Below are 15,440 nucleotides of genomic sequence, written 5' to 3'. Positions count from 1 at the left end.
GGAGAGCAGCCATGGCAGAGCGCGACAAGGACAACCTGGTGGATGAGCTGGTCGGCTACGACCCGCTGGGCAGCGATCCGGCCTTGCAGGCCGCGCTGGCGCGTGCGCAGGCCCACCGCTGGCTGCCGGGCTTGCAGCAGCATGCGCGCACCGTGGGCAGCGGGGCCTTTGCGCAATTAGCCGACCAGGCCAACCGCCACCCGCCGCAGTTGCAGCCCTGGGATGCACGGGGCCGGCGCATCGACCAGGTGGAGTTCCATCCCGCATGGCACCAGGTGCTGGCCCATTACCGCGCGCAGCAGCTGATCGACATGCCGTTTGCCGATGCACCGGAAGATGCAGCAAGCGGCCGCTGGACGGCCTGGGCCGCCGGCTTTTACCTGCATGGCCAGGCGGAGGCGGGCAGCCTCTGCCCCGCAACGATGACGACGGCAGCCATCCCGGTGCTGCGCAAGGAGCCCGCGTTGTGGGCACATATCGCGCGCGGCATCAGCAGCGCCGAGCATGACGCGCGTGATGCACCGGTGGCAGACAAAACAGCTTTGTGGGTGGGCATGGGCATGACCGAAAAGCAAGGCGGATCGGATGTGCGCAGCAACACCACCGTGGCCTACCCGCTGGATGCCGCAGGCGGCGGGCGCGGCGCCGCCTACCGGTTGCAGGGCCATAAATGGTTTTATTCGGTGCCGACGGCCGATGCGCACCTGGTGGTGGCGCGCATGGCCAGCAGCGCGCACGACGCCCATGCGCTGCAGGCACCGCTGGCCTGCTTCTGGGTGCCGCGCTGGCGGCCCGATGGCAGGCGCAACAGCGTGCTGGTGCAGCGCCTCAAGGACAAGGTGGGCAACCGCAGCAATGCCAGCAGCGAGGTGCTGTTTGACGACGCCTATGGCGTACTCGTAGGTGAGGAAGGCCGGGGCATTGCCACCATCATGGAGATGGCCACCATCACGCGGCTGTGCTGCGTGCTGGGCAGCAGCGCGCTGCTGCGCCAGGCCACCGTGCAGGCCCTGTGGTCTGCCCGGCACCGCCAGGCCTTTGGTGCGGCCTTGGCGGCGCAGCCGCTGATGCAATCGGTGCTGGCCGATCTGGCCCTGGAGAGCGAAGCCGCGCTGCTGCTGGCCATGCGACTGGCACAGGCCTTTGAAGACAGCAGCGCCCCAGGCCAGACCACGGCGCTGGCCTGGCAGCGCATCATGACACCGGCGGCCAAGTTCTGGGTCTGCAAACGTGCCATTGCCTGCAGCGCCGAGGCGATGGAAGTGCTGGGCGGCAATGGCTATACCGAGAGCTCGGCGCTCGCCCGTATTTACCGCGAAGCACCGGTCAATTCGATCTGGGAGGGCTCGGGCAATGTGATGTGCCTGGATGTGCTCAAGGCGCTGCAGCGCGAGCCCGCGTTGCGTGATGGACTGTGGCAGGACCTGCAGCGCATGGCATCGGATGACCTGGCAATGGCGCAAGCGCTGCAGCGCCTGCACACCCAGTGGCAGGCGATGGCGCAGGATGCCTGGGCGCAGCAGGCGCAGGCGCGCCAATGGGTGCGGCAGCTGGTGCTGGTGGCGCAGGCGAGCCTGATGCGGCAGCACGCCGCGCCCGCGCATGCCGATGCCTTTGTGGCCAGCCGCCTGGGGCCACAGGCCAACCTGGGCGTGATGGGTGCTTTTCCCCTTGCCAAGGCCCAAATCAGCGCTATCCTCGGCGCCAGTCTGCAGTTGCAACATTGACCGGAAAATAGCCATGGCCGTCAGCGTGTTTGATTTGTTCAAGATCGGTATCGGGCCCAGCAGCTCGCACACCGTCGGCCCGATGCGCGCCGCGCACGCCTTTGTGCAGCGCCTGCAGCGCCAGGGGGCGCTGGCACAGGTGGCCCGCCTGCGCTGCCAGCTGTTTGGCTCGCTGGGCGCTACCGGTATCGGCCACGCCAGCGACCGCGCCGTGATCCTCGGGCTGGCCGGCCATGCGCCCGATACGGTGGATGTGAACGCCGTCGATGCCATCATTGCCGACGTCAACAATAGCCAGCAGCTGCTGCTCAACGGTGAGCAGCGCATCGTGTTCGACCCCGCCACCGATCTGCTCCTGATTGGCGCGGTGAGCCTGCCCTTCCACCCCAACGGCATGCGCTTTGAGGCCTGGGATGCCCAGCATGAACTGGTCGATGCGCAAGCCTACTACTCGGTGGGCGGCGGCTTTATCGTCAGCGAAGAAGCGGCCCACGATGCCGAGCGCCAGCAAGCGATTGCACCTGATACCGATGTGCTGCCCCTGCCCTTTCACAGCGCCGCGCAGCTGCTGCAACTGGCGCATAACCACCAGCAGCCCATTGCGCAGATCATGCGCACCAATGAGCGCCACTGGCGCAGCGATGCCGACATCGACAGCGGCCTGCGCAAGATCTGGCAGGCGATGCAGGACTGCGTGCAACGCGGCTGCAGCACGCAAGGCCGCCTGCCTGGTGGACTGAACGTGAAGCGCCGCGCCGCAGGCTTTTACGAAGGCCTGACCCAGCATGCGAACACCGATCCGCTGGAGGTGATTGACTGGGTGAACCTGTTTGCGCTGGCCGTGAACGAGGAAAACGCTGCCGGTGGCCGCGTGGTGACCGCACCCACCAATGGCGCCGCCGGCATCGTGCCGGCCGTGCTGCACTATTACTGGCGCTTTGTTCCCGGCGCCACCGAGGCCGGGGTGGTGGACTTTTTGCTGACTGCCGGTGCGATCGGCATTCTGTACAAGGAGAACGCCTCGATCTCCGGCGCCGAAGTGGGTTGCCAGGGCGAAGTGGGCGTGGCCTGCTCAATGGCGGCCGCCGGCCTGTGCGCCGTGCTGGGCGGCACACCCGCGCAGGTGGAGAATGCAGCCGAGATCGGCATGGAGCACCACCTGGGCCTCACCTGCGATCCGGTCGCCGGGCTAGTGCAGGTGCCCTGCATCGAGCGCAATGCACTGGCGGCCGTCAAGGCCATCAATGCAGCACGCATGGCGCTGCGCGGCGACGGCTCGCACATCGTCAGCCTGGACAAGGTGATTGCCACGATGCGCGCCACCGGCGCCGACATGATGAGCAAGTACAAGGAAACCTCGCTCGGCGGCCTGGCGGTGCACATCGTCGAATGCTGAGGGCGCTGGACGCAAGCCCAACCTGGGTGACAGGCGGGGCGGCTTGCGGCGGCCAGAGGGTCCCTGGGTTAAAACGCAAGGCCTACAATCGCGCCATGGCTATGCATTTTGACTTGGTGGATCTGCGCCTGATGGTGCATGTGGCAGACGCGAACAGCATGACGCGGGGGGCCGAGCTGTCGTTCATCTCGCTGCCGGCGGCCAGCACCCGCATCAAGAACCTCGAAGAGAGCATGGGTGTCAAGCTGCTGTACCGCACCAGCCAGGGCGTCACCTTGACCTTGCCGGGCCAGGCCTTTGTGCAGCATGCCCGCACGGTGCTGGGCCAGATCGAGCACCTGCGCGGCGACATGCAGGAGTACGCACGCGGCATCAAGGGCCATGTGCGGGTGTTTGCCAACACCACGGCGCTGGGCGAGTTTCTGCCTCCGGTGCTGCGCGCCTATCTGCGCAAGCACCCGGATGTGGACATCGACCTGCGCGAGCGCCTGTCCAACGACATCATCCGCGCCGTCGGCGAAGGCCAGACCGATATCGGCATCGTCGCCGGCCAGGTGCGCACCGAAAGCCTGGTCGCAATGCCCTACCGCAGCGACCGCCTGGTGCTCGTCGTCTATGCCGACCATGCGCTCGCCCGCCGCAAGTCCGTGGCCTTTGGCGATACCTTGGAATACGACTACATCGGCCTGCACGAATCCAGCGCCATCCATGCGTTCCTGCGCCAGCACAGTGACCTGCTGCACCGCCCGATCAAGCAGCGCATCCAGGTGGGCAATTTTGAAGCCGCCTGCCGCATGATCGAAGCGGGCGTAGGCATCGGCATCCTGCCCGAATCCGCTGCCCGCCGCCATGCGCGCAGCATGGACATCCGCATCATCAGCATCTCGGACGAATGGTCCAACCGCGAGATGCAGATCGTCGTGCGCAACCTCGAATCCCTGCCCTCCTTCGCCCGCGAGCTGGTGGAGCTGCTGGTCGAAGACGGCGCCAGCGGCGACGACGACCTGGGTGAGGCGGACGGCGATGGCGAGCAGGTGCCGACGAGTAATTGAGCGGACGCTTACAAAATCGCCGTCTGCCTGTTCCTGGTACGCAACGGCAAACCGGTGAATCCATGAGCGGGCTTGCTACATTGGGGAGATGAAAAATCTACCTGAAGGCAACCCGGCTGCAGTCGAGAGTTCCAATGATTCACATGAGTGGCACACCAATCCATCCATAAGTCTTGGGGGTGCAGGCGCAGCACTTGCAGTACTGCTGGTTGCCCTCCAAATAAACGCTGGCATTTCAAATGATGATCGGATTTGCTCCGTTGGCTTATCGGCATCAGCATTCGTACTTTGGCTTTGCTCTTTTTGCATCAACTTCACCAGCCACTCCACAGCCAATAAAAACCTTCAGTTCGCCGCAATCCCCCTCTGGAAAAACACTAGTCTTTCCGTTCTCTGCCTCGCTATTAGTCTCCTAGGGACAGCCATTTTTTTTCTGGTTTGGGACGCGAACCAAGCAGCTGCAGTCATCGCTTTTGCTCTCACAGTAATATGCACTTTTTTGGTACTCGCATTCCAGAGGGCTCTCAAGCGCTATATGCCGCCTGCTGATTCTGCAGGGGATTCGTCTCCACCATCCGACAGCGAATAGAAACCGCTTGGCAACCAGCCACCGCCACAGATAAACACTCGGCTTGACAGTGGCTCGGACGTGTTTTATCGTCGGCCCCCAATAGCTCGAACCGCCCACCACTTCGGTGTTGGACCGATGGGAGGGCAGCGGTATTGCTGTACCGTGAAGCAACAGCACAGTGAAGTAAACAGCTGTTCTCCGCCGCGCAAGCGGTCCCCCTCAGGGGTTAAAGCGAACTTCGCGATCTTTTGGAAGGGGCCTAGTGGCCCCTTCACCTTCTCTGGCTTATTACGCATCAGCCCAACTCTTGCGGTGCTTTCGAACGATGGCATCAAGTTCCAAACAAGTATAGATTTGGCGCAAGCTTCCTTCCGCCAAGCCCGCTATTTTTTCGCCTGCTCACATGCCCCCACCAAAGCTGCCACAAAGCTCACCCCAGCGCCCCGCTTCAACCGGCGCGTCATGCAGGCGGTAGGCAGCCGGCTTGCGCAGCGCTATGCTGTGGCATCCCTGTTGTTGAGCCTGGACACCCCATGACTGCTATCTGGAAAAAGCCCATCTCGCTGGACGCGCTGCGTGACAAAGCGCGCCATACGGCGATTGAACACCTGGGCATCGAATACCTGGAAATTGGCGATGACTACCTGGTGGGCCGTGTGCCGGTGGACCACCGCACGCACCAGCCCTTTGGCCTGCTGCATGGCGGCATCAGCGTGGTGCTGGCAGAGACCCTGGGCTCCGTCGGTGCGCTGTTCTCATCGCCGGCAGGCTGGCACTGTGTCGGCCTCGATATCAATGCCAACCATATCCGGGGCGTGAAGAGCGGCTGGGTCACCGGCACGGCCAAGCCGGTGCATATCGGCCGCATGACCCAGGTCTGGCAGATCGAGATGGTCAACGACGAGGGCAAGCTGACTTGCGTTTCGCGCATCACAATGGCGATGCTCGAAAACGCGGAATGATTCAGTCACCGTAGGCCACGCGCGCCAATGCCTTGGCCAGCTCCCAGGCCGGGTCAATCAGCGGCAGGCCTTGCACGCTGCCGGCCCCGGGCAGGGCCAGCGGTATTTCGGTGCAGCCCATGATCAGGGGCACATCGCCATGGCGGGCGCGCATGGCCTGGGCCACGGCGGCAAAATCGGCGCGCGCCTGGTCCATGCGGTCGGCCTTCACACCCTGGTAGATGCCGCGCATCAGCTGCTCGCGCTCGGCCTCTTGCGGCAGGTGCACGGTGATGCCGCAGGCGGCCAGCGCCTGGTCATACAGGCCAATGCGGTAGGTGCCTTGCGTGGCCAGCAGCATGCAGGACGGCTGGCCTTGCTGCTGCAGCCCCTCGGCCACGACGCGCGCGATATGCAGCAACTGCAGCTGCGGGTAGGTCTGCTGCAGGCGCCCATGCCAGGCATGGGCGGTATTGCAGGCCACGGCCACCGCCTGGGCACCGACGGACTGGAGCTTGTCCAGGCCCTGGCACATCATCGCGAAGGGGTCTTCTGCGCTCTCGGGCGCCAACAGCGCTGCGCTGCGGTCTGGTATGGGCAACTGGGCCAGCCAGTGCTCGGGGTAGCCCTGGTCGGTAACGGGTGCGCCGCTTGCGCGCATATGGTCTGCGCAGGCCTGTACAAACAGGCGCACAAAATCAGCGCCTGCTGCCGGGCCCATGCCGCCCAGAATGCCTACGGTGTGAAGCTTCATACCGAACTCCAAAGAAAATGAAAAATGGCCCGTTGCCGGGCCATTGCAGTGCGTGCCTTGCACGACACGGGATTGTCCATCAGATCGCAGGCTTGTCGCTTTGCGCGGTCAGATTGTCCTGCAGTTCCTTGTTCATTGGCAGGCCCAGCGCCTGGTTCTTCGGAGGGATGGGCTGCAGGAACCACTTGTCGTACAGCTTGGTGAACTCGCCCGACTTCATCATGCCGCCGATGACGCCATCGACGATCTTCTTGAACGGTGCATCGCCCTTGGGCAGCATGCAGGCATAGGGCTCGACTTGCAGTGCGTCGGCCACCACTTCGTAGGCCGCCGGGTCCTTGGAGTTGGCCTTGAGGCCGAACAGCAGGATGTCGTCCATCGCAAAGCCGGCTGCGCGGTCGTTTTCCATCAGCAGGAAGCCGTCAGCATGGTCCTTGGCCAGGGTGATGTTGATGTCCAGCTTCTGGTCGGCGCTGTACTTGCGCACCACAGGCAGGTTGGTGGTGCCGGTGGTGATCGCCAGGGTCTTGCCCTTCAGATCAGCCCAGTTCTTGATGCCCGCGCTCTTCTTCACGGCTACGCGGGTGCCGGTGTAGAAGTAGTTGATCGCGAAATCCACGTCCTTGTTGCGGGCGCTGTTGTTGGTGGTGGAGCCGCATTCGAGCACCACGGTGCCGTTCTGGATCAGCGGAATGCGGTTGGCCGAGGTGACGGGTTGCCACTTGACCTTCAGGTCGGGCTTGCCGATTTCCTTGCGCACGGCGTCTGCCACGGCGTTGGAGATGTCCACCGAGAAGCCGATGGCGTTCTGGCCACCGGAGAGGTAGCTGAACGGCACCGAGGATTCACGGTAGGCGAACGTGATTTCGCCCGAATCCTTGGCCTTGGCCAGCACATCGGCAAAGGCCGAGGGCAGGCAGGCGATGGCGGCAGCAGCACAGACCAGCGACTTAACAAACTTCATTGGGAACCTCCTTGAATCAAACAATAGGAACAGTGTAGAAACCAGCACTTTGTTTCAACAATGCCTTTTTGGGAAAGGCCCATAACGCTTGGTTATGGTGCAGGGCATACCGCACAGAGGCGGAACCGCTGTACCTATAAGCAAATGGCATGCCTGTTGCCCATTTTGCTATGCGACAGGCGGATTTCAAGCGCCTATATTTAAGGGTTTTCAGGGGGTGTTCCATGCAGGTTTGCATTCTGGGTGCGGGGATTGTGGGTTTGGCTGCCGCCTATGAGCTGACCCAGGCCGGGCACCAGGTGACGGTGGTTGACAAGGCCTCCCATGCGGGCAATGGCACCAGCAAGGGCAATGGTGCGCAGCTGAGCTACAGCTATGTGCAGCCGCTGGCCGACCCTGCGATCTGGAAGCAGCTGCCCAAGCTGCTGTTCAGCAGCGATTCGCCGCTCAAGTTCCGCCTGCAGGCCGATCCCCAGCAGTGGAAATGGGGCCTGGCCTTTCTGGGCGCCTGCAATGCCGACCGCTCCGCCGCCAGCACCCGCGCCTTGCTGCAACTGGCTGCCGTCAGCCGCCAGCGTTTTGAGGACATGCAGACCCAGGTCGGGGGCGACTGGGACTACAGCACCACCGGCAAGCTGGTGCTCTACCCCAGCGATGCAGCAGTGCAATCGGCGCGCCACCAGGTCGATGTGCAAAGCCAGCTGGGCAGCGCGCCGCAGCGCATCGTCGGCCCCGACGAAGCGGTGGCGCTCGAGCCCGCGCTGGCCGCCTACCGCAGCCAGTTTGCCGGCGCCGTGCACACGCCCAGCGAGTGCGCCGCCGATTGCTACCAGGTCTGCCGCCAGCTCGAAGACTGGCTGCGCCAAAAGGGCGTGAAGTTCATCATGGACACCACCATCGAGCGCCTGCGCCGCGAAGGGGGCAAGATCGTCGCGCTGCAGACCGCGCACGGCGAGATCGAGGCCGACCACTTCATGGTCGCGCTGGGCGTGGACAGCGTGGCGCTGTGCAAGCCGCTGGGCGTGGATCTGCCGGTCTACCCGCTCAAGGGCTACAGCATCACGTTGGACGTGGCCGCAGCAGGCCGCAAGGCACCGGCGGTGAGCATCACCGACAGCGCCCGCAAGGTGGTGTTTGCGCGCATTGGCCAGCGCCTGCGCGTGGCCGGCATGGTGGAGCTGGTGGGCCACGACCTGCGCATTCCGCAGGACAAGATCCGCAGCCTCTGCGCGTCCACCGAAGCGGTGTTTCCCGGTTGCAGCGATTACGTCAACGTCCAGCCCTGGGCCGGCCTGCGCCCGGCCACGCCGACGGCCGTGCCGATTGCCAAGTCGGCCGGTGCCAGCAACCTCTGGATCAATACCGGCCATGGCGCGCTGGGCTTTACGTTGGCGTTTGGCACCGCTGCACAGCTGGCCTACGACATCGGCCAGACCGCCTAAGCCGCAAATCCGCCTACAGCTGCGCCGCCAGCACCTTCTGCATCTCGCGCGTGATGGCCTTGACCAGCAAGGACTGCGGCTGCGAGACCGCGCGGATCGCATTGACCGGCACCTGCAGGCCCGGCGCCAAAGGCAGCACATCGACCTTGCTGTGGTCCGCCGACAAGGCGGTGCAGCCATCGACCATCGCGACGCCCAAACCATGGTGGGCCATCGCCAGCGCCGTGTGGTAGGTCTGCACCGTCACAAAGTGGTCCAGCCCGGCGCTCGATTCGCGGGCCAGCTGGCTCAGCAGCATGCCGACAGGGTCCTGCGCATCCAGGCTGATGGTGGGCACGCCGGTCAGGTCCTCGAGCGAGAGGCTGCCCGCGCGCAGCTTGAAGGGCGGCAGCATGCCCTTGGGCACCACGCAGACCATGGGCACGCGCGCCAGGCTCTCCTGCTGCAGGCTGGCCTGCTGCACATTGCTGAGCACAAAGCCGACATCGGCCTCCTGCATCATCAGCGCCGAGACGATCTGCGGCGAATGCAGCGACTGCAGGCTGACGCTGACATGCGGGTGCTTCTGCTTGAACTGCGCCAGCGCCCGGGGCAGTACCTCATGGCTCAGCGCCAGCACGCTGGCAATGCGCAGCTCATCGCCGTCGCGGCCCTTGCGCAGGCTGTCGGCCAGGCGCTGCACCTCTTCGAGCTGGGCAAACAGCTTTTCCATATGCGGCAGCAAGGCCAGCGCCTCGCTGGTCGGCGCCAAGCGGCCCTTGCTGCGCTGGAACAGCGCAAAGCCCAGCTGCAGCTCGGCATGCTGCAAGGTGCGGCTGACGGCCGGCTGCGAGATGTTGATGAGGCGCGCCGCAGCGCTGACGCTGCCGGTGTGCATCACGGCGTTGAAGACTTCGATATGGCGCAGGCGCATGGGTGGGGCCTCGCGGGTCAGCGGCCAGCGCCGATGTTGCTGCCGCCAGGGCCATCTTCTGCCTGCATGCGCGCCAGCCGCGCGCTCTTCCAGTACACATCGTCACCGCCATCGACACGGTTGAGCACACGGGCCAGCACAAACAGCAGGTCGGACAGCCGGTTGAGGTACTGGCGCGGCGCGGGGCGCATGGCCTCGCCCTGCTCCAGCGCCACCACCATGCGCTCGGCGCGGCGCGCCACGGTGCGGCAGACATGGGATTGGGCCGCAGCGCGCGTGCCTGCGGGCAGGATGAATTCGGCCAGGCGCGGCAGCTGTGCGTTGTAGTGCGCCAGTGCGGTATCGAGCTGCAGCAGTGCATCGTCCTTGAGCAGTTCGTAGCCGGGCATGGACAGCTCACCGCCCAGGTTGAACAGCTGGTGCTGGATGTCGATCAGCAGCTCACGCACATCGGCGGGCAGGGGCTCGCACAGCAGCAGCCCGATGTGGGAGTTGAGCTCGTCGACATCGCCCATGGCCTGGGGGCGGCCGCTGGCTTTGGAGACACGGCTGTTGTCGCCCAGGCCGGTGCTGCCATCGTCACCGGTTCTGGTCGCAATTTGGGAGAGACGGTTGCCCATGGGTAATCCTTGTAAAGCGGCTGTGAATCTCCGCCTATTTTCTGTTACCGGCGCGGTAAATATGTAGCCGAGGCAACACTAAGCAAAAATGATAGCAAACAGCGCCGATTCCGGGTTCAATAGAGCCATGTCTGAATGACGAAAGGATCTACAGATGTCTGGCAAGTTTTTCGCCCACCCGTTTGACGCCCGCAGCGTGATGCTGTTTGCATCGATTGCGGTCACATCGGCGATGGCCAGTGCCCAACCGCTGAGCAGCAGCCAGCAGCGCATCGGCCAGGCTGCCAGCGGCAGCCGCATTATCCAGGTCGAGCGCCAACTGGGCACCCATGACCCGCGCCGCCACCAGGCGCGCCAGCCGGTCAAAAAATCTCTCTGACCAGCGTCTCTCGCTGGTTCTCCCGAACTCTCCCTCTCCCCGCTACGGCGGGGTTTTTTCATGGCCGGCTGCAGCGCAGCGGACAGCGCTGAAAGGCGGGCGGTGCTATTCTTGGCTTCCGCCCCGGAGAACCCCATGAACGCGCCCACCTCCTCCCACATCCTGGCTGCTGCGCAGCGCCCTATTCCCGATGCCTTCATGGCAGCGCTCAGTGCCCGTTTTGGCAGCCAGTGCGTGACCTCGCAGGCCGTGCGCGAGCAGCATGGCCGCGACGAAGGCTCGATCACCGCGCCGCCACCGGCCGCCGTGGTCTATGCCGAATCCACGCAGGACGTGCAGGATGCCGTGACCCTGTGCCACCAGTACGAGGTGCCCGTCATTGCCTACGGCGCCGGCTCCTCGCTGGAAGGCCATCTGCTGGCCGTGCAAGGCGGCATCAGCATCGATGTGGGCCGCATGAACCGGGTGCTGTCGATCGACACCGAGGACCTGACCATCACCGTGCAGCCGGGCATCACCCGCAAGCAGCTCAACGAGGCGATCAAGGACACGGGCTTCTTCTTCCCGATCGACCCGGGCGCTGACGCCTCCATTGGCGGCATGGCATCGACCCGCGCCAGCGGCACCAATGCCGTGCGCTACGGCACCATGCGTGAGAACGTGCTGGCGCTGGAGGTGGTGACCGCCAACGGCCAGGTGATCCGCACCGGCAACCGCGCCAAGAAAAGCGCGGCCGGCTACGACCTGACACGGCTGATGGTGGGCAGCGAAGGCACCTTGGGCATCTTTACCGAGATCAGCCTGCGCATCTACCCGCTGCCCGAGGCGGTGAGCGCCGCCATCTGCTCGTTCCCGACCATTGAAGCGGCCGTGCGCACCGTCATCGAGACCATCCAGATGGGCATTCCGATTGCGCGCGTGGAGCTGATCGATGTGAATGCGGTGCGCATGGTCAATGCCTACAGCAAACTCGATCTGCGCGAGGAACCGATGCTGCTGATGGAGTTCCATGGCTCGCCGACCGGCGTCAAGGAACAGGCCGAGATGGTGCAGGAGCTGGCCAGCGAACATGGCGGCAATGCCTTTGAATGGGCCGAGCGCCCGGAAGACCGCACGCGCCTCTTCACCGCCCGCCACAATGCCTACTTTGCGGCCGTCTCCAGCGTGCCGGGCTGCCGCTGCATCACCACCGATACCTGCGTGCCCATCAGCCGCCTGGCCGATGCGCTGCTGCAGTGCGTAACCGAGGCCGATGCCAGCGGCATCCCCTACTTTCTGGTCGGCCACGTCGGTGACGGCAACTTCCATTTCGGCTACCTGATCGACCCGGACAACGATGCCCAGCGCACCCAGGCCGAGCAGCTCAACCACCAGCTGGTGCAGCGCGCCATTGCGCTGGGGGGAACCTGCACCGGCGAGCACGGCATTGGCGTACACAAGCAGGGCTTTTTGCTGGAAGAAGCCGGCGAAGGCGCCGTCGCGATGATGCGCGCCATCAAGCAGGCGCTGGACCCAAAGAACATCCTGAACCCGGGCAAGATCTTCCAGCTGGGCTGATCGCCGGGATCCACCAAGCCAAAGGCCCGCGCCACCAAGCGGTTGCGCGGGCCTTTTAACGCCTTCTGGCGGGTTTCCTGCTGCCACCTAGGGGTGGGCAGCGTCGTGCTTATGCAGGCACCACAGCAGCCTTCTGCTTGCGCGCGGCGACCCCGGCGCCGACAAAGCCGGCGGAGACCACGCTAAGCACCATGCCCACGGCTGCGCCAAAGAACACACCGGCATTCATCTGGTGGTCCAGCATGTAGCCAAACACCGGGGCGGCCAGGCAAAAGCCCAGGTCCAGGCCGGAGTACACGGTGCCATAGACCCGGCCGGTGGCGCCCGGTGGCGCAGCGCGCTTGACCAGCATGTCACGCGAAGGGCCGGCCAGGCCGGTGCCGATACCGGCCAGCGCCGCCACGCCCAGGGCCACATAGCCGGGCAGCCAGCCGGTGCCCACCAGCGCCAGCAAGATGCCGGAGAACAGCAGGCAGGCAGAGATGACTTTCTCCAGCCGCTCCACCCGGCCCACCAGAAAACCGCCCAGCACCATGCCGGCGGCGCCAAACAGCATATAGCCCGTCACCACATAGGCGGTGATGCTAGCGGGCAGCCCATAGAGCTGCTGCAATGCGGGGCTGGAGAAGGACTGGATGGCGCTCATCGCGCAGGTGGTCCAGAAAAAGAAGGAGAAGCACAGCCAGACCGATGGCAGCTTCAGGAAGGCCATCGGGTGCTCCTGCGGGGCGGCGGCCGCACCGGCGGCCTTGGGCGCAGCGCCAGCCAGGCTGACGCGGTCATCGAGCGCATCGCGGTTGATGACCATGATGGCCAGGATGATGGCCGCCAGTGCAGCGCCGCAGAGGCAGGCCATGCGCCAGGAGCCGGTGGCCGAGGTGATGCCGGCCATGAACACCGGTGCAGCCGCCCAACCCAGGTTGCCCGAGAGCCCATGCACCGAAAAGCCATGGCCCAGGCGCTGCGGCGAGAGGCGCTTGTTGAGGATGGTGAAATCCACCGGGTGGAAGGGCGCATTGCCCAGGCCGGCAAAAATGGCGGCCAGCATCAGTTGCGCATAGCTGTTGGCGGTGCCTGCAATGACACCGGCCACCGCAAAGCTGCTGAGCGCGGCAAACATGATGGGGCGGGCGCCAAAGCGGTCGACCACAAAGCCGGCCAGCGCCTGGCCCACGCCCGAGACGATGAAAAAGGCCGACACCAGCACGCTGAGCTCGGAGTAGCTGAAGCCGAAGTCCGCAATCAGCCAGGGAAACAGCGGCGGCAGCAGCAGGTGGAAGAAGTGCGAGGAGCCATGGGCCAGGCCCACCAGGCCGATGGTGCGTGAATCCTGCCGCAGGCTGCCCAAGGCGCTCGGGTCGGGTGCGCCGGGGTCCGGTGCGGCGGTCGATGTTGTTGTGCTGGTTGTCATGGCAGCGATGTTAGCCAAAGCCCTGTCGGCATGTATGCGACAGAAGGACGATTACTATCGCCAATGTGCCAAGCTGCTGCGCCTGACACGTTTGCCCTTGCCCACCGCGAACCGCCTTGCGCCCTGCCGCCATGACTTCTGCCGTGACTGCCACCCCGCCCCCACCGGCACGCATTGCCGCCGGAGGCGACGCTGCCAGCGCCCGCCGTGCCTGGCTGTATGTGGACTCGCTCACCCCGCATCTGTTTGTGCCCACCGCCGAGCGGCCGGTGCGCGCCAAGCTGCGTGAGCTCAGCGGCGATACCCGGGTGCTGCCCCACCAGCATGCCTGGGCGCAGCTGGCCATCTCGGTCACCGGCACCGTGCACCTGCGCGTGCCGTCGGCCACCTTTGTGGTGCCGCCCCGGCGCGCGCTGTGGATTCCGCCTGGCGTCGAGCATGCGGTGACCCTGGTGGAGACGGCCGAGCTGCGCACCCTCTACATCTACCAGGCCGAGGGCCAGTGCGGCCCGGGCCCGGGCGACAGCGCCTCCAATCTGTGGCGGCGCTGCCGCGTGCTGGAAGTCTCGGAGCTGATGCGCGCCCTGGTCTGCGACCTGCCCACCGAACCGGATGGCGGGCCTGCGCCCAGCGCCGCGCAACTGGCGCGCGAACGCCATGTGAGCGCGCTGCTGCTCGATGAGCTGCGCCAGGCCACCCAGCTCGATCTGCGGGTGGACATGCCGCGCGACAAGCGCCTGCACAGCCTGTGCCAGGCGGTGCTGGACGACCCGCTGGCGCATGACAGCCTGCAGGCCTTTGCGCACAACAGCGGCGCCAGCCCCCGCACCATTGCGCGCCTGTTCCGCCAGGAGCTGGGCTGCACCTACCTGCAGTGGCGCCAGCAGGTCATTCTGGCCAAGGCGGTGGAGCTGGGTGCCAGCGGCCTGGCCATTGGCCAGATTGCCGCCGAGCTGGGCTACACCCCCAGTGCCTTCAGTGCGATGGTGCAGCGCGCCTGCGGCCTGTCGCCGGTCCGTTTTCTGGGAATGCAAACCCGCTAGGAATCTGTTCTCCCCCGTCTCGTCTCCAACCTCTGTCATTGCCCCACCATGCCCCTGCACAGCTACGAACCCCGCCAAGGCCACCGCCTGCCCCATGACCCGTTCAACGCCATCGTCGGCCCGCGCCCGATCGGCTGGATCTCCAGCATCAGCAGCAGCGGAGTGCTGAACCTGGCGCCCTACAGCTTCTTCAATGCCTTCAACTACGTGCCGCCCATCGTGGGCTTTGCCAGTGTGGGCCGCAAGGACAGCCTGAACAACATCGAGGCCACCGGCGAATTTGTGTGGAACCTGGCGAGCGAACCGCTGGCCGAGGCGATGAACCAGAGCTGCGCAGCCGTCGGCCCCGAGGTCAATGAGTTCGAACTGGCGGGCCTGGCCACCGAACCCTCGCACCTGGTGCGCCCACCGCGCGTGCAAGCCAGCCTGGTGACGATGGAATGCCGCTGTACCCAGATCGTGCAGCTGCAGACCGCGCAAGGCACGCAGGTGCCTACCTGGCTGGTGCTGGGCGAGGTGGTCAAGGTGCACATCGACGAGCAGCTGTTGCAGGACGGCATCTACCAGACGGCAGCGGGCAAGCCGCTGCTGCGCGGCGGCGGGCCGGGTGACTATTTCACGATCAGCGAGGCCGGCAAGTTCGTGATGCGCCGGCCCACGTGATGCGGCA

The 15,440-nt window shown here is 65.1% G+C and carries 15 protein-coding genes; 10 read left to right on the top strand and 5 right to left on the bottom strand.

All coding sequences use genetic code 11. The features are described from left to right. Positions 1-11 precede the first annotated feature (11 nt). From ACCQ08_RS06845 to ACCQ08_RS06825, 5 genes are all read left to right on the top strand, one after another. On the top strand, positions 12-1,727 hold the full coding sequence (locus tag ACCQ08_RS06845) for an acyl-CoA dehydrogenase family protein (protein WP_373449295.1): 1,716 nt from the start codon (positions 12-14) through the stop codon (positions 1,725-1,727). 13 nt (positions 1,728-1,740) lie between these two features. Continuing rightward, on the top strand, positions 1,741-3,123 hold the full coding sequence (locus ACCQ08_RS06840) for an L-serine ammonia-lyase (protein WP_373449294.1): 1,383 nt from the start codon (positions 1,741-1,743) through the stop codon (positions 3,121-3,123). 95 nt (positions 3,124-3,218) lie between these two features. Beyond that, positions 3,219-4,175, top strand: coding sequence for a LysR family transcriptional regulator (locus ACCQ08_RS06835; protein ID WP_373449293.1), 957 nt, complete (start codon positions 3,219-3,221; stop codon positions 4,173-4,175). Positions 4,176-4,263: 88 nt separating this feature from the next. Further along, positions 4,264-4,764 (top strand): hypothetical protein, encoded by a 501-nt coding sequence (locus tag ACCQ08_RS06830; protein WP_373449292.1) that lies wholly within the window; start codon positions 4,264-4,266, stop codon positions 4,762-4,764. A 515-nt stretch (positions 4,765-5,279) separates the two neighbouring features. Then, a complete protein-coding gene (locus tag ACCQ08_RS06825; RefSeq protein WP_312453196.1) occupies positions 5,280-5,708 on the top strand; it encodes a hotdog fold thioesterase in 429 nt (142 codons plus the stop codon). A gap of 1 nt (position 5,709) precedes the next feature. Here ACCQ08_RS06825 and ACCQ08_RS06820 read toward each other — a convergent pair whose 3' ends face one another. Then, entirely contained in the window at positions 5,710-6,441 is a 732-nt protein-coding gene (locus ACCQ08_RS06820; RefSeq protein ID WP_373449291.1) for an aspartate/glutamate racemase family protein, read from the bottom strand. A gap of 79 nt (positions 6,442-6,520) precedes the next feature. Further along, complete coding sequence (locus tag ACCQ08_RS06815; protein ID WP_239810079.1) at positions 6,521-7,405, bottom strand: amino acid ABC transporter substrate-binding protein; 885 nt, start codon at positions 7,403-7,405, stop codon at positions 6,521-6,523. Between the two features lie 224 nt (positions 7,406-7,629). Here ACCQ08_RS06815 and ACCQ08_RS06810 point away from each other — a divergent pair, with 224 nt between their 5' ends. Further along, positions 7,630-8,847, top strand: coding sequence for a D-amino acid dehydrogenase (locus ACCQ08_RS06810; protein WP_373449290.1), 1,218 nt, complete (start codon positions 7,630-7,632; stop codon positions 8,845-8,847). 13 nt (positions 8,848-8,860) lie between these two features. Here ACCQ08_RS06810 and ACCQ08_RS06805 read toward each other — a convergent pair whose 3' ends face one another. Together ACCQ08_RS06805 and ACCQ08_RS06800 are read right to left on the bottom strand one after the other, a co-directional pair. Further along, complete coding sequence (locus ACCQ08_RS06805) at positions 8,861-9,760, bottom strand: LysR substrate-binding domain-containing protein (protein ID WP_239810077.1); 900 nt, start codon at positions 9,758-9,760, stop codon at positions 8,861-8,863. Between the two features lie 17 nt (positions 9,761-9,777). Continuing rightward, a complete protein-coding gene (locus ACCQ08_RS06800) occupies positions 9,778-10,380 on the bottom strand; it encodes a cob(I)yrinic acid a,c-diamide adenosyltransferase (protein ID WP_230774000.1) in 603 nt (200 codons plus the stop codon). A 154-nt stretch (positions 10,381-10,534) separates the two neighbouring features. Between ACCQ08_RS06800 and ACCQ08_RS06795 the strand changes: the two genes are divergently transcribed. After that, positions 10,535-10,759, top strand: a complete 225-nt coding sequence (locus ACCQ08_RS06795; RefSeq protein ID WP_312453198.1) for a hypothetical protein — start codon at positions 10,535-10,537, stop codon at positions 10,757-10,759. Between the two features lie 135 nt (positions 10,760-10,894). After that, entirely contained in the window at positions 10,895-12,316 is a 1,422-nt protein-coding gene (locus ACCQ08_RS06790; RefSeq protein ID WP_312834831.1) for an FAD-linked oxidase C-terminal domain-containing protein, read from the top strand. Between the two features lie 109 nt (positions 12,317-12,425). Here ACCQ08_RS06790 and ACCQ08_RS06785 read toward each other — a convergent pair whose 3' ends face one another. Beyond that, positions 12,426-13,727: an MFS transporter gene (locus tag ACCQ08_RS06785; protein WP_239810074.1), complete on the bottom strand. Its 1,302-nt coding sequence runs from the start codon at positions 13,725-13,727 to the stop codon at positions 12,426-12,428. A 131-nt stretch (positions 13,728-13,858) separates the two neighbouring features. Between ACCQ08_RS06785 and ACCQ08_RS06780 the strand changes: the two genes are divergently transcribed. Together ACCQ08_RS06780 and ACCQ08_RS06775 are read left to right on the top strand one after the other, a co-directional pair. Next, a complete protein-coding gene (locus tag ACCQ08_RS06780; RefSeq protein WP_369460571.1) occupies positions 13,859-14,770 on the top strand; it encodes a helix-turn-helix domain-containing protein in 912 nt (303 codons plus the stop codon). A 48-nt stretch (positions 14,771-14,818) separates the two neighbouring features. Continuing rightward, on the top strand, positions 14,819-15,433 hold the full coding sequence (locus ACCQ08_RS06775; protein WP_312453202.1) for a flavin reductase family protein: 615 nt from the start codon (positions 14,819-14,821) through the stop codon (positions 15,431-15,433). Positions 15,434-15,440 lie beyond the last annotated feature (7 nt).

The sequence above is a fragment of the Comamonas sp. SY3 genome (assembly GCF_041730275.1).
Classification (GTDB): domain Bacteria; phylum Pseudomonadota; class Gammaproteobacteria; order Burkholderiales; family Burkholderiaceae_C; genus Comamonas; species Comamonas sediminis.
This window is presented reverse-complemented; position numbering and strand designations above follow the sequence as displayed.